This is a genomic window from Pseudomonas azerbaijanorientalis, assembly GCF_019139795.1.
Taxonomy (GTDB): domain Bacteria; phylum Pseudomonadota; class Gammaproteobacteria; order Pseudomonadales; family Pseudomonadaceae; genus Aquipseudomonas; species Aquipseudomonas laurylsulfatiphila.
Map to the genome: position 1 here is coordinate 3,606,483 of NZ_CP077078.1, position 13,720 is coordinate 3,620,202.

Here is a 13,720-nt window from a genome sequence, read left to right on the forward strand (position 1 = left end):
GCCCCCTCGCCACAAAGGATTCAGTGACCAGCAGGGTTCAAGCCAACACCTCACACATCCCGATCGCCGAGCAATCCACATGGAACGGGCCGAAAACCACGCCTTCATTCCTGATCGGCGGATTGCCGGCCAGCATGCCCTGCGCATTGGCATTTTCGATGTTGCGGGCAATGTTGTGATTGGCTTCGATGGCGCGTGCCACCGAGCCCGCCGAGCCCTGTCCGATCCCCAGCAGGGAGGATCCGTTGGTCATGAACGCCAGGAAGGCGATCACCCAGAGTCTGTGCCCTTTCATGCGCCGGCGACTCCTGCGAGTTCAGCCTGATCACCGCTGGCGTTTTGCGCACGGTGGTCAAACTGGATGCCGGGATGAGCGACCTGGATCGTTGCTTCGAAGCTGGATTGTGACTGGGCTGACAGGCTGACCAACAGCACCATGGCAAGGTACAGGCCGATCGCTACATAGGCACCGAGTTTGGCAGAAGTGAGAATTGCGCTGGCCATGATGTTCTCCGCAGGCATGTTTCAATGCCCACAGAATCGATCAAAAAAGCCTGGGTAACCACTCAGGGTTATCCATAGTGATCATCAGCTTCGTTGATCATCAAGCCAGACTATTTCAGTCTTCAATAAAACTCATCAAGCGCTCGCGCGCAGCATCCGGTTCACCGGAAACAGCGTCGGATGCCGACAAAATAGGGGTGGAATAGAGAAACAGAAGAACCAATGCCAGACGCGTCACCATGCTGCCGATCCTTGCCGTGAGGAGGAGTCAAAAAATCAGCGTCAATTTAAACGCATGGCCATGTGATATCAAGCGCGACATTGATAGCAAAATGATGCTGTCGCAAATGCGTTATGCAGGAGCGACATCACTCTGATCGTTTTCGACACCTGCTTCTCAGCATCAGGCGCATCGATCATCAGTGACTTCGCTCCTGCATAAAGGCAGGGGGGAAGCTCAGGCTTGGGTCTTGTGATCCAGCGCGGCGTAGAAGTTGGCGCTCTGTTGCAGGTATTTCTGGGTGTAGCTCTGGGTGTGGGCTTTTTTGTCGCTGATTTCAACGTTGGCACTGGCTGGCAGCGCAACGGTGGCAGAAATGGCGGAAGCGGCGATGACAGAGAAGATGTTGAAGTTCATGGCGGTATTCCTCGGATTCAGTTGGCTTGCTTGCCCGGTGGGGCCGTGAAGCAAACTTAACCCTCGAGGGTTCGCGCCTTGAAATGCTTTGTAGCAGTACCAGATATCAGCGTCATTGATAAAAGCAGGCAGGCCCCATCAACCGGGGCCTGCGGCTTATTGACGCAGCAGAAACTTCAGGGCGCTCGGGGCGTCCATCGGCAGTTTTTGCACGGTTTTACCCAACAGACCGCTCTTGGCGTCGCGTTCGACGACGACAATCTGGTTGCTCTTCTGGTTGGCGATCAACAGGAATTTGCCACTCGGATCAAGGCTGAACTCCCGCGGATGATCGCCTTCTACCGCTCGGCGTTGCAGTTCGGTAAGGCGTGCGGTTACCGGGTCAATGCCAAACACCAGCAGTTGATTGGCCGTGCCACGGTTGCTGACGTAGAGGAACTTGCCATCGGCCGAGGCATGCAACGCGGCGGCCGCCTTGTCCGAGACGGGTTGCCTGGCAGCCAGGTCGACCATCTGCGTCTGCTCTAGCGTGCCGTCGTGGTAATCGAACACCGCCACCTGAGCGCTCATTTCCATGGTCAGCCAGGCGTGTTTGCCATCGGCGCTGAACAGCAAATGCCGCGGCCCGCTACCGGGCGGCAGTTGCACGAACGCCGGGTTGGCCGGGGTCAATGGCAGCTGCGGATTGGCCTTGGGGTCGAAACGGTAGGCAAACACCTTGTCGGCGCCCAGGTCGTTGGAGAACACGTACTTACCGTCCGGCGACGGGACGGTCGAATGCACGTGGGCCGAGGCCTGGCGCTCGGGATTGACCCGGCTCGCCGGGTGGCTGCTCATCTGCACCACAGGTTTGAGCGTGCCATCGGCCGCCACCGGCACCACCGCGAGGGTGCCGCCGGGGTCTTCGGCCACCGAATAATTGCTGACAAACAAATGGCTGCCATCGGCGCTGAGACTGGAATGGGTCGGCTCGTTGCCCAGGCTTTGCACCTGGCTGATCAGGCTCAGCCCATGGGTCTTGGGATCAATCGCATAACTGCTGACGCGCCCGAGCGGATCAGCCTGGCCCGGACCGTTTTCGTTGACCACGAACAGGTGTCGCTGGTCTTTCGACAGGGTCAGCCACGACGGGTTTTCGCTCTTGATCACTTGCAGGGGCCTGGCATCGATCTGCCCGGTACTGCTGTCGAACGCCAGGCGATAGATCCCCTGGCTTTGGCCGGTGGTGTAGGAGCCCACCAGCAGTTGATAGTCCTCGGCGGATGCGGCCTGGACGCCCATCGCTCCGATGCTGCTGGCCATCAACAGTGGCCAGAGGTTACGCATCGTCTTGCGCGTCTTCGCCGTCATCGTTGTCACCGCGGTATGCGGTCATGCACACCAACCGGTGCTCGCCGGAATCACCTGTAATCAGCCAGCTTTGCAGGGTTGGATCGAAGCTCGCCGCCTGGATTTGCGCCGGCGTGAACTCCCAGTGCTTGGCCGCGCGGCCATCCATGCATTCGATGTGCAGGTTGTCGAATTCATCGAGGGAGAATTCGAAAGCGTGCAAACCGTCGATTTCCACCATATCGCAGTGTTCGAGGACGTTGAGCAGGGTGTCGGTTGCGGAAGTCATGGCAGTCAATCTTTGAATGGGAAAGCACCAATGATAGCGCAAGCACCCGACCAAAGTTTCACACAAAACTGTGGGAACGGGCTTGCTCGCGAAGGCGGTTTATCATTCAACATCTCTATTGGCTGACACTCCGCTTTCGCGAGCAAGCCCGCTCCCACAGGGATTGTGGTGAGTCGTTACAACGCCTCGCGGGACGATTGCCCATCCACCAGTCGCTGGATGCGCAGCGGATTGCCGTTCTTCAGCGCGTCCGGCAGCAAACTGTCCGGGTAGTTCTGGAAACACACCGGGCGCAGGAAACGATCGATGGCCAGTGTGCCCACCGATGTACCGCGCGCATCGGACGTTGCCGGGTAAGGCCCGCCGTGGACCATCGAATCACAGACTTCCACGCCCGTGGGATAGCCATTGAGCAGGATGCGTCCGACCTTCTGCTCCAGCAATGCCGTCAGCCCGGCGAACTGCTCGAAGTCTTGCGGCTCGCCAATGATGGTAGCGGTCAATTGGCCGTGCAGGCCGTTCAGGGCGGCCGTCAGTTGCGCCTGATCCGCGACCTCGACCACCACGGTGGTTGGTCCGAACACTTCCTCTTGCAGGACTTCATCGCCATCGAGCAGCAGGCGGACATCGGCTTTGAACAGCTGCGGTTGGGCCTGATTGCCCTGTTGCGGATTGCCGGCCAGGTGTTCAATTCCCGGATGCGCCAGCAGTTTTTGCAAGCCTTGACCATAGCTGCCCAGGGTACCGGCATTGAGCATGGTTTGCGCCGGCTGGTCGCCCATCAACCCGGCCGCTTGCTGCACAAAGGCACTGAACGACGCCGAGCGAATGCCGATTACCAGACCCGGATTGGTGCAGAACTGCCCGCAGCCCTGCACCACCGAGGCCGTGAGGTCCCGGGCGACCGTGTCGGCCCGCGCCTGCAATGCCTGGGGCAAGACGATCACCGGGTTGATGCTCGACATCTCGGCGAACACCGGAATCGGTTGCACACGTGCCGCGGCCATGTCGCACAGGGCCCGACCACCCTTGAGCGAACCGGTGAACCCCACGGCCCGGATGGCCGGATGCTTGACCAGTGCCTCGCCGACACCCCCGCCGTAGATCATGTTGAACACGCCGGCCGGCATACCCGTTTTTTCGGCAGCGCGAATGATCGCATCCGCCACCTGCTCGGCCGTGGCCATGTGGCCGCTATGGGCCTTGAACACCACCGGGCACCCGGCGGCCAGCGCCGAGGCGGTATCGCCGCCAGCGGTGGAGAACGCCAGCGGAAAGTTGCTGGCACCAAACACCGCCACGGGTCCCAGACCGATGCGGTACTGACGCAGGTCCGGACGCGGCAACGGTTGACGCTCAGGCAATGCCCGGTCGATTCGCGCGCCGTAGAAATCACCGCGACGCAGCACTTTGGCGAACAGGCGCATCTGCCCGCTGGTGCGCCCACGCTCGCCTTGAATCCGCCCTGCGGGCAACGCGGTTTCGCGGCAAACGACAGCGACAAAATCATCACCGAGGGCGTCCAGTTCATCGGCGATGGCATCGAGAAACTGCGCCCGTCGCTCCGCGCTCAGGCTGCGATAGACCGAATAGGCGAGCGCTGCAGCGTTGGCCGCCGCATCGACTTCCTGCGGTGTCGCCTGAAAAAAATCGTGGGGCAAGGCCTCACCCGTGCTGGCATCGACACTCTGCAACTTGACGCTGCCAGCGGCGCTGCGTTGGCCGCCGATGTAGTTGTGACCAAGAATCCGGATCATGGACAAATCCTCAAAGTGTGCCGACAGTGCCGGGCTCGAAAGCCGCCGCGACCGGGGCGATGCCGTTGATCAATGGTGCGCCGAACTCGGCCTGGGTGATCTCGAACACATCACCCGGGCGGGTGCGAATGCCGTCGGCAAAGGACAGGGTCGCGGTGCCGAAGAAGTGAATGTGCACGTCCCCCGGGCGCAGGAACTGGCTGTACTTGAAGTGATGGAATTCCAGGTTGGCGAGGCTGTGGCACATGTTCGCCTCACCACTGAGGAACTCGTTCTGCCACAGTACTTCGCCGTTGCGCAGGATGCGGCTGGTGCCCGCCAGATGCTGCGGCAGCTCGCCCACCCGCAGTTCCGGGCCGTAGCTGCAGCTGCGCAGTTTTGAATGGGCCAGGTACAGGTAGTTCTTGCGTTCCATGACGTGGTCGGAGAACTCGTTGCCCACGGCAAAACCCAGGCGATACGGCTTGCCGTCGTGAGCGATCACGTACAGGCCGGCGATCTCCGGTTCTTCACCGGCATCTTCGGCAAACGGTGGCAATGGAAACGGCTGGCCTGGCCTTACGACGATGCTGCCATCGCCTTTGTAGAACCATTCCGGTTGCACACCGGCTAGATCCGCCGCCGGCTTGCCGCCCTCCACGCCCCATTTGAATATGCGCATGGTGTCGGTCATCGCGGTTTCGTCGCCGCTTTGCTGGTGCATCTTGTCCCGGGCCGACGCGCTGCCCAGATGGGTCAGGCCCGTACCGCTGACCAGCATGTGCGCCGGGTCAGCATGATCCAGCGGCGGCAGGATGCGCCGTTGCGTCAGCAGATCGGCATAGTCATGGCTGATGCCCAGCCCCAGGCTCTGCACCTGTTGCTCAAGGCTCGCGCCCGCTTCAATCGCCGCCAGTGCCAGGTCGCGAACAGTGCGCGCGTCTTGCACTTCACGGACCAGGTCGTTGTCGACCACACCGACACGGCGTTCGCCGTTACTCAATTCGAACTGAACCAAACGCATGAATTTTCTCCTGTTAACCCAGAACCCGGGCAAACACGCCCCCCTGTGGGAGCGGGCTTGCCCGCGATGACGGCGGCACATTCAACATTGATGTGCCAGACAGATTGCTATCGCGGGCAAGCCCGCTCCCACAGAGTCCGTGGTGAATTAATGTTTCCTGTCAGGTACGGGTGGCCCCACGCGCACTCGCCGCAAACTCATCGGCCGGCAACACGTGCTTGCGCTCCAGCAAGCGATACACCACCCCCGTCAACACCAGCCCGAACACCATCACGCACGACAGGAAATACAGGCCCGAAGCCAGGTTGCCGGTGTATTCCTTGAGTGCGCCGATCACGAATGGGCCGAGGTAGCCGCCGAGGTTGCCCACCGAGTTGATCAAGGCGATCCCCGCCGCCGCACTGGCGCCGGCAAAGAAGCGGCCCGGCAACGTCCAGAACACCGCCGTGCAGGAGAACAACGCGAACGCCACCAGACACAACGCCGCCAGTTGCAGCACCGGCACCGACAGCCAGGCGCTGAGAAACAGACCGATCGCACCCAGCACGTAAAGCACGGCGAGGTGGCCGTAGCGGTCATTCAAGCGGTCGGAACTGCGCGGAATGATCAGCAGGCCGACGATACCGAAGATGTACGGCACAGCGGAAACGAAACCGGTCACCAGGTCGCTGCCGCCGAACTGCTTGATCAGGGTCGGCAACCATAAGCCGAGGCCATAGATGCTCAGGGTCACCGGCAGGTAGAACAGCGCCAACAACAGGACGCGCTTGTCCTTGAGGGCGTGCAGCGGATTGCCGTGACGGGTCTGGCCATACGCGTCCAGGTCCTTTTTCAGCTCGCCGCTCAGCCAGTCTTTTTCCGCCTGGTCCATCCACTTCACTTGCTGCGGGCCGTCCGGCAACCAGCGCAGCACAGGCCAGGTCAGCAGGATCGCCGGGATGCCAATGACAATGAACAGCCACTGCCAGCCGTGCAGCCCGAGCACGCCGTCCATACCCAGCAGGCCGCCGGACACGGGGCCTGTGATCATCATCGCAATGGGTTGCGAGAGGATGAACAGCCCGAGGATCTTGCCGCGATGGCGCACCGGGAACCATTGGGTGATGTAGTACAGAACACCGGGAAAGAACCCGGCCTCGGCGGCGCCGAGCAAAAAGCGCATCACATAGAAGCTGTTCGGCCCCTGGACGAAAGCCATGCCGATGGTGATGGCGCCCCAGGTGAGCATGATCCGCGCGAACCAGCGCCGTGCGCCAAAGCGGTCGAGCATCAGGTTGCTGGGAATTTCCAGCAGGAAGTAGCCGATGAAGAACAGCCCGGCACCCAGTCCGTACGCCGCATCGCCCAGACCGATGTCGGCGCCCATGTGCAGTTTGGCGAAGCCCACTGCGGAGCGGTCCACGTAGGCGATCAGGTACAGCAGGATCAGGAAGGGAATCAGTTTCAGCGTGATGCGACGGATAAGCCGCAGTTCCTGGCTCATGAGATCGGTCTCCGATTGTTGTTGTTATGGAACCTCGGGGGACGCCTCTCGCGAAAAATTCGCCAGGGCCATCCCTCCGTTTGAGCGGACTATATAGTAATACTATTTACTCAACAACACTTCCAAACATCGCAAATTGAGCTTATGTTACGCCTCAGCTCGAACAATATAGTCATACAATAAGAGAACCGATCATGTCTGATAAGAAACCCACCCTGCGCTCCGCCCAATGGTTTGGCACGGCCGACAAGAACGGCTTCATGTACCGCAGCTGGATGAAGAATCAGGGCATCGCCGACCATCAGTTCCATGGCAAGCCGATCATCGGCATCTGCAACACCTGGTCGGAACTGACTCCGTGCAACGCGCATTTCCGCCAGATTGCCGAGCACGTCAAACGCGGCGTGATCGAGGCCGGCGGCTTCCCGGTGGAGTTCCCGGTGTTCTCCAACGGCGAATCCAACCTGCGTCCTACCGCCATGCTCACCCGTAACCTGGCGAGCATGGACGTGGAAGAAGCCATTCGCGGCAACCCGATCGATGGCGTGGTGCTGCTGACCGGTTGCGACAAAACCACCCCGGCACTGCTGATGGGCGCCGCCAGTTGCGACGTACCGGCCATCGTCGTCACCGGCGGGCCGATGCTCAACGGCAAGCACAAGGGCAAGGACATCGGCTCCGGCACCGTGGTCTGGCAGCTCAGCGAACAGGTCAAGGCCGGCACCATCAGCATCGACGACTTCCTCGCGGCCGAGGGCGGCATGTCCCGCTCGGCCGGCACCTGCAACACCATGGGCACGGCCTCGACCATGGCCTGCATGGCCGAAGCACTCGGCACCTCCCTGCCCCACAACGCCGCGATCCCGGCCGTGGATGCGCGCCGTTATGTGTTGGCGCACATGTCCGGCATGCGCGCCGTGGAGATGGTGCGTGAAGACCTGAAACTGTCGAAGATCCTCACCAGGGAAGCCTTCGAAAACGCCATTCGCGTCAACGCCGCCATTGGCGGTTCGACCAACGCGGTGATTCACCTCAAAGCCATCGCCGGGCGCATTGGCGTGGAACTGGACCTCGACGACTGGACCCGCATCGGTCGCGGCATGCCGACCATCGTCGACCTGCAACCGTCGGGACGCTTCCTGATGGAAGAGTTCTATTACGCCGGTGGCTTGCCGGCGGTGCTGCGTCGCCTCGGCGAAGCCAACCTGATCCCGAACCCGAATGCCCTGACCGTCAACGGCAAATCCATCGGCGAGAACACCAAAGACGCGCCGATTTATGGCGAGGACGAAGTGATCCGCACCCTCGACAACCCGATCCGCGCCGATGGCGGCATCTGCGTCTTGCGCGGCAACCTGGCACCGCTGGGCGCCGTGCTCAAGCCGTCCGCCGCCACGCCGGCACTGATGCAGCATCGCGGTCGCGCGGTGGTGTTCGAGAACTTCGACATGTACAAGGCGCGGATCAACGACCCGGAACTGGACGTGGATGCCAACTCGATCCTGGTGATGAAGAACTGCGGGCCGAAGGGTTATCCGGGCATGGCCGAAGTGGGCAACATGGGTTTGCCAGCCAAGCTGCTGGCCCAGGGTGTGACCGACATGGTGCGCATTTCCGATGCGCGCATGAGCGGCACCGCGTACGGCACTGTTGTCCTCCACGTAGCCCCCGAAGCCGCTGCCGGTGGACCGCTGGCCGCAGTGAAAGAAGGCGACTGGATCGAACTCGATTGCGCCAGCGGCCGTTTGCACCTGGATATTCCCGATGCAGAACTGGCCGCGCGCATGGCCGACCTGCAACCGCCGCAGAACCTGATCGTCGGGGGATATCGTCAGCTGTACATCGACCATGTGCTGCAAGCGGACCAGGGTTGCGACTTCGACTTCCTGGTCGGTTGCCGTGGGGCTGAAGTGCCGCGTCACTCCCACTGATCACCTCCGCCCCCTGTGGGAGCGGGCTTGCTCGCGAAAGCGCAGTGTCAGCCTACGCATATGTTGTCTGACCCACCGCTTTCGCGAGCAAGCCCGCTCCCACATTTGATCTACGCCCGCCTCAAGATTGTGCCGCGCCTGCTATCATGCGCGACACCAATTCGCACAGGACCGCGCCGCTCCCCATGGATTACCGCAAACCCTCCGACCGCAAAAGCATGCACTCGCGCATCGTCCAGGAACTGGGCATGCAGATCGTCTCGGGACGTTTCCTGCCGGACGACAAACTGCCCGCCGAAGCGCTGTTGTGCGAAGAGTATGCGGTCAGCCGGCCGGTGTTGCGCGAAGCCACCCGAGTATTGGTTGCCAAGGGCCTGGTGTATTCGCGCCCGCGCGTCGGGACTGTGGTCAAGCCACGCAAGGACTGGCACATGCTCGATCCGGACGTGCTGCACTGGCTGATGCAGAGCAGTCCGCAGAACCAGTTTTTCGACCTGCTGACCAGTGTGCGCAGCATCATCGAACCGGCCGCTGCCGCCCTCGCCGCGCAATTCGCCACCGAGGCGGACATCGCATCCATCGCTGAGGCCTACCAGCGCATGGAAGCCGCGCCGACACCGGAGGCGCTGTTGCAGCCGGACCTGGACTTCCACAGTCGCATCGCCGACGCCACGCACAACGACTTGCTGGCCAACCTGTGCAACATGCTCTCGGTGGCGATTGCCGAAGCCTTGAAGCATTCGAACCAGCGACCGAACCTGCATGAACTGGCGCTGCCGCGGCACAAGGCGATTCTCACCGCCATCGAGAACCGTGATGCTCTGGGCGCGAGGCATGCGACGCTGGTGCAACTGGATGATGCGCGCAGTGCGTTGAATGTCGTATTGGGCACCGATCTTTCATAACGACCAAAGAACCCATGTGGGAGCGGGCTTGCTCGCGAAGGGGGACTGCCAGTCACTATTGATGTCGACTGACACGCCGCTTTCGCGAGCAAGCCCGCTCCCACATTGGACGATGTGAAATTCGAATAAAAAAGCCGCAACCCAAGGTTGCGGCTTTTTCATTTCTGCATGGATCAGTGAGCAAACAACGAGTTGCCCTTCTGCCCCGCCAGTTTCTCCGGCTTGATCAGGAACCGCGCCAGTGCCGGCAACAGCCACAGCGCACCGAACATGTTCCACAGCAGCATGAAGGTCAGCATCAGACCCATGTCGGCCTGGAACTTGATGGCCGAGAAGATCCAGGTGCACACGCCGATCGCCAGGCACAGACCGGTGAACAGCACGGCCTTGCCGGTGGACTTCAGCGTCTGGTAGTACGCCTCTTGCAGCGGCAGGCCGGCACGCAGGAAGCTTTCCAGGCGGCTGTAGATGTAGATGCCGTAGTCCACGCCAATCCCCACCCCGAGCGCCACGACCGGCAGGGTCGCCACTTTCACGCCGATGCCCATGAAGGCCATCAGGGCGTTACCGAGTACCGAAGTCAGCACCAGCGGCAGCACGATGCACAAGGTCGCCGCCCATGAACGGAAGGTGATCATGCACATGACCGCCACGCAGATGTACACCAGGATCAGGATGGTCAGCTCGGACTTCTTGATCACCTCGTTGGTGGCCGCCTCGATCCCGGCGTTACCGGCAGCGAGGATGAACTCCAGGCCTTCCTTGTTGTTTTCCTTGGCGAACTCCTGTACCGCATGCACCGCACGATCCAGGGTTTCGGCCTTGTGATCGTTGAGGAACACCAGCACCGGCGCCAGGGAGCAACTGTTGTTGTACAGGCCGTCGGCGCGGGCGATGGAGTTGTTCAGCACATCAGGGTTACGCGACAGGGTTTCCCATTTCAGGTTGCCCTCGTTCATGCCCTTGATCATTTGCTTGGACACGGTCACCAGGGAAATCGCCGACTGCACGCCCTCGGTGTTCTGCATCTTCCACATCAGCTCGTCGATCGGCGCCATGGCTTCATAGCGCGAGCAGCCTTCGGACTTGGTCTTGACCATCACCACCAGCACGTCGGAACTGGTCGAGTAGTTGTTGATGATGAAGTTGTTGTCCTTGTTGTAGCGCGAGTCCGGACGCAGCTCCGGGGCACCCTGGTCGAGGTCGCCGATTTTCAGGTTCTGGCTGTACCACAGGCCGCCGCCGAAGGCGATCAGTGCCAGCAGAATGGAAACCGGTGCGACTTTGGCGCTGGCAAAATTCGCCAGCAGGCGCCAGAACGGATGTTCACGGGTTGCGTCTTTCTTGCTGCGGTCCACGGCACGCTTGCTGATGCCGACATAGGAAATCGCCACCGGCAGCAGGATCAGGTTGGTGAACACGATCACCGCCACACCGATGGATGCGCCAATCGCCAGCTCGCGGATCACGCCGATATCGATGATCAGCAGCGTGATGAAACCCACGGCATCGGCAAGGATCGCGATCATCCCCGGCAGGAACAATTGACGGAAGGTGCGGCGCGCCGCCGTCAGGGCGTTGTCCGCCTCGCTCGATTGCAGGGCGATCCCGTTGATCTTCTGCACGCCGTGGGAAATACCGATGGCGAAGATCAGGAACGGCACCAGCATCGAATAGGGGTCGAGCCCGAAACCGAAGAAGTGCATCAGGCCCAGTTGCCAGATCACGGCCACCAGCGTCGTGCTCAACACGGCGACGGTACTGCGCAGGCAGTTGGTGAACCACAGCAGGAGGATCAGGGTGATGACGAAGGCGATGCCGAAGAACATCACGACCATCACCAGGCCATCGATCAGGTCACCGACCTTCTTGGCGAAACCGACGATGTGGATCTTCACATTCGGGTTCTGCGTTTCGAACTTGGTGCGGATCTTGTCTTCAAGCTCGTGGGAGAACTTGCGATAGTCCAGCGCCAGCAGCTTGCCCTGGTCCTGCGGGTCCGGGTAGGACTCCAGCAACGGAATGTCGACGATGCTCGACTTGAAATCGTTGGACACCAGGCGCCCGACCTGACCGGACTTGAGCACGTTGTTGCGCAGCAAATCGAGACTGGCCTGGGAGCCGTTGTAGCTCTGCGGGATCACTTCACCGCCGGCGAAGCCCTCTTCCGTCACTTCGGTCCAGCGAATGCTGGGGCTCCACAGCGACTTCAGACCGGAACGGTCGACACCGGAGATGTAGAACACCTCGTCGTTGATCTGACGCAGGGTCTCCATGTACTCCTTGGAGAAGATGTCGCCATCGGTGGCTTCCACCGAGATCCGCACGGTGTTGCCCAGGTTCGCCAGATCGTTGCGGTGCTCCATCATCTTCTGGATGAAGGGATGCTCCAGCGGGATCATTTTTTCGAAGCTGGTGGACGGACGGATCAGCGTCGCCTGCCAGAACAGGAAAATACTGACCAGCAGGCAGATCGTGATCACTGCCGGACGGTTATTGAAGATCAGGCGCTCGAGGAACGTCGCCTTGTCCTGGTGATGTGTACTCAAGGAAGTCATAGCTCCGCCTTCTTATTATTAACCCGGCTCATTTGCCCGACTCGGTACCGTTTGGCGAGGTGACGCGAACGCCGCCCTGCCCGGCCAGAACCAGATTGCCATTGCCTGCCGCCGTCACTGCCGAGACCGAAATACGGTCCGCACGGTTGACCACCTTGAAGGTTTCGCCATTATCACTGCTGCGAATCACCGAGCCGCCGTTGCCGACGATCACGATCGAACCATCGTCGAGCAGCGTGCCGCCGGACAGCCCGAACTCCAGGTCGCCGCGCTCAGCCTTGAGCTCGACTTGCTCCCAGGTGCTGCCGAAATCCGTGGAGCGGTACAGGTTGCCGCGCAGTCCGTAGGCCAGCAGCGTATTGGCCTGCGCCGTGCCGATCACGCCAAACAGCGAACCTTCGTACGGACCTTCGAGCTTTTCCCAGGTCTGGCCCCAATCAGCGGAGCGGAACATGCTGCCCTGCTCGCCAACGATGAACAGCCCGGCATCCTTGACCGCGGCGATCGCGTTCAGGTGGTACTGGTCTTCGTTGTCCAGGCGGTCGCTGGCGTCTTCCCAATGCTTGCCACCGTCGGTGGTTTCCATCAGCGAGCCATAAGCGCCCACGGCAAAGCCGCTGTCGACGTCCTTGAACCAGACATCGAGCAGCGGCGATTCACGATTCAGATCTTCGAATTGCTTGGTCCAGGTCGCGCCGCCGTCCTCGCTGGCGAGGATCTGTGCGTCATGGCCGACGGCCCAGCCGTGCTTGTCATCGACAAAAAACACCGACGTCAGCAGGGCCCGGGTCGGCACCTTGGCCTGGGTCCAGGTCGCGCCCTGGTCATCGGAATACAGGATGTGCCCACGATCCCCGACCGCCACCAGGCGCTTGCCGGCGTGGACGACATCGAGCATCAGGCTTTTGGCAGCCTTGGCCGATTCAATGGAATAAACAACATCGGATGCTGGCGCCGCCGCGGCCAGCACAGGTGCCGACAGCATGGCAGAGCCCAACAGCGAGAGCGCTGTAGCCAGCAACGCTAATTTGCGCAGTGCCGGCGGGCGGCAGATACCCACACCCATGACAGGCTCACTCATAGACCTTCTCCCATTATTATTGTTAGGTCGTTCAACCTTTCTGGGCGCCGCAAGGGTGCGTGTCTGGACCGGTTGTTTCAGAGCATAGTCCTGAAACCCGCAATCCAGAGCCCCTTCGGAAGCTGGCTTATCCTATCGGTGTTTTTTAACGTCTGACAATCGACGCCACGTTATCTTTTGTTAACCGAGGGGGAAGGCGGCCCGGGTGAATGGTCGGGTATTGCCGAGAGTGATCGAGTTGTC

13 protein-coding genes are annotated in these 13,720 nt (G+C 60.9%); 2 read left to right on the forward strand and 11 right to left on the reverse strand.

All coding sequences use genetic code 11. The features are described from left to right. Positions 1 to 37: 37 nt before the first annotated feature. From KSS91_RS15965 to KSS91_RS16000, 9 genes are all read right to left on the reverse strand, one after another. On the reverse strand, positions 38 to 295 hold the full coding sequence (locus tag KSS91_RS15965) for a hypothetical protein (protein ID WP_015095351.1): 258 nt from the start codon (positions 293 to 295) through the stop codon (positions 38 to 40). Beyond that, entirely contained in the window at positions 292 to 504 is a 213-nt protein-coding gene (locus KSS91_RS15970; RefSeq protein WP_217835359.1) for a hypothetical protein, read from the reverse strand. Before KSS91_RS15970 ends, KSS91_RS15965 begins: the two co-directional genes overlap by 4 nt. A 115-nt stretch (positions 505 to 619) precedes the next feature. Then, entirely contained in the window at positions 620 to 745 is a 126-nt protein-coding gene (locus tag KSS91_RS28495) for a hypothetical protein (RefSeq protein ID WP_007979948.1), read from the reverse strand. 216 nt (positions 746 to 961) lie between these two features. Then, the gene (locus KSS91_RS15975) at positions 962 to 1,141 is read right to left on the reverse strand and encodes a hypothetical protein (protein ID WP_007979950.1); all 180 of its coding nucleotides are present in this window, start codon (positions 1,139 to 1,141) and stop codon (positions 962 to 964) included. A 156-nt stretch (positions 1,142 to 1,297) separates the two neighbouring features. Beyond that, the gene (locus KSS91_RS15980; protein ID WP_217838432.1) at positions 1,298 to 2,467 is read right to left on the reverse strand and encodes a lactonase family protein; all 1,170 of its coding nucleotides are present in this window, start codon (positions 2,465 to 2,467) and stop codon (positions 1,298 to 1,300) included. Beyond that, positions 2,460 to 2,759 carry a DUF5629 family protein gene (locus KSS91_RS15985; RefSeq protein ID WP_217835360.1) on the reverse strand — a complete coding sequence of 100 codons (300 nt, stop codon included), beginning with the start codon at positions 2,757 to 2,759 and terminating at the stop codon, positions 2,460 to 2,462. Before KSS91_RS15985 ends, KSS91_RS15980 begins: the two co-directional genes overlap by 8 nt. Before the next feature lie 176 nt (positions 2,760 to 2,935). Beyond that, a complete protein-coding gene (locus KSS91_RS15990; protein WP_217835361.1) occupies positions 2,936 to 4,516 on the reverse strand; it encodes an aldehyde dehydrogenase (NADP(+)) in 1,581 nt (526 codons plus the stop codon). A gap of 10 nt (positions 4,517 to 4,526) precedes the next feature. Further along, entirely contained in the window at positions 4,527 to 5,519 is a 993-nt protein-coding gene (gene araD1, locus KSS91_RS15995) for an AraD1 family protein (RefSeq protein ID WP_217835362.1), read from the reverse strand. A 160-nt stretch (positions 5,520 to 5,679) separates the two neighbouring features. Next, entirely contained in the window at positions 5,680 to 7,002 is a 1,323-nt protein-coding gene (locus tag KSS91_RS16000) for an MFS transporter (RefSeq protein WP_217835363.1), read from the reverse strand. Between the two features lie 194 nt (positions 7,003 to 7,196). On the opposite strand from KSS91_RS16000, the gene KSS91_RS16005 reads away from it, so the two are divergent. Further along, a complete protein-coding gene (locus tag KSS91_RS16005) occupies positions 7,197 to 8,933 on the forward strand; it encodes an IlvD/Edd family dehydratase (protein ID WP_007979961.1) in 1,737 nt (578 codons plus the stop codon). Positions 8,934 to 9,118: 185 nt separating this feature from the next. Further along, entirely contained in the window at positions 9,119 to 9,838 is a 720-nt protein-coding gene (locus KSS91_RS16010) for a FadR/GntR family transcriptional regulator (RefSeq protein ID WP_217835364.1), read from the forward strand. A gap of 173 nt (positions 9,839 to 10,011) precedes the next feature. Here KSS91_RS16010 and KSS91_RS16015 read toward each other — a convergent pair whose 3' ends face one another. Then, on the reverse strand, positions 10,012 to 12,396 hold the full coding sequence (locus tag KSS91_RS16015; RefSeq protein WP_217835365.1) for an efflux RND transporter permease subunit: 2,385 nt from the start codon (positions 12,394 to 12,396) through the stop codon (positions 10,012 to 10,014). Positions 12,397 to 12,424: 28 nt separating this feature from the next. Next, complete coding sequence (locus KSS91_RS16020; protein ID WP_015095361.1) at positions 12,425 to 13,477, reverse strand: WD40/YVTN/BNR-like repeat-containing protein; 1,053 nt, start codon at positions 13,475 to 13,477, stop codon at positions 12,425 to 12,427. Between the last annotated feature and the right edge of the window lie 243 nt (positions 13,478 to 13,720).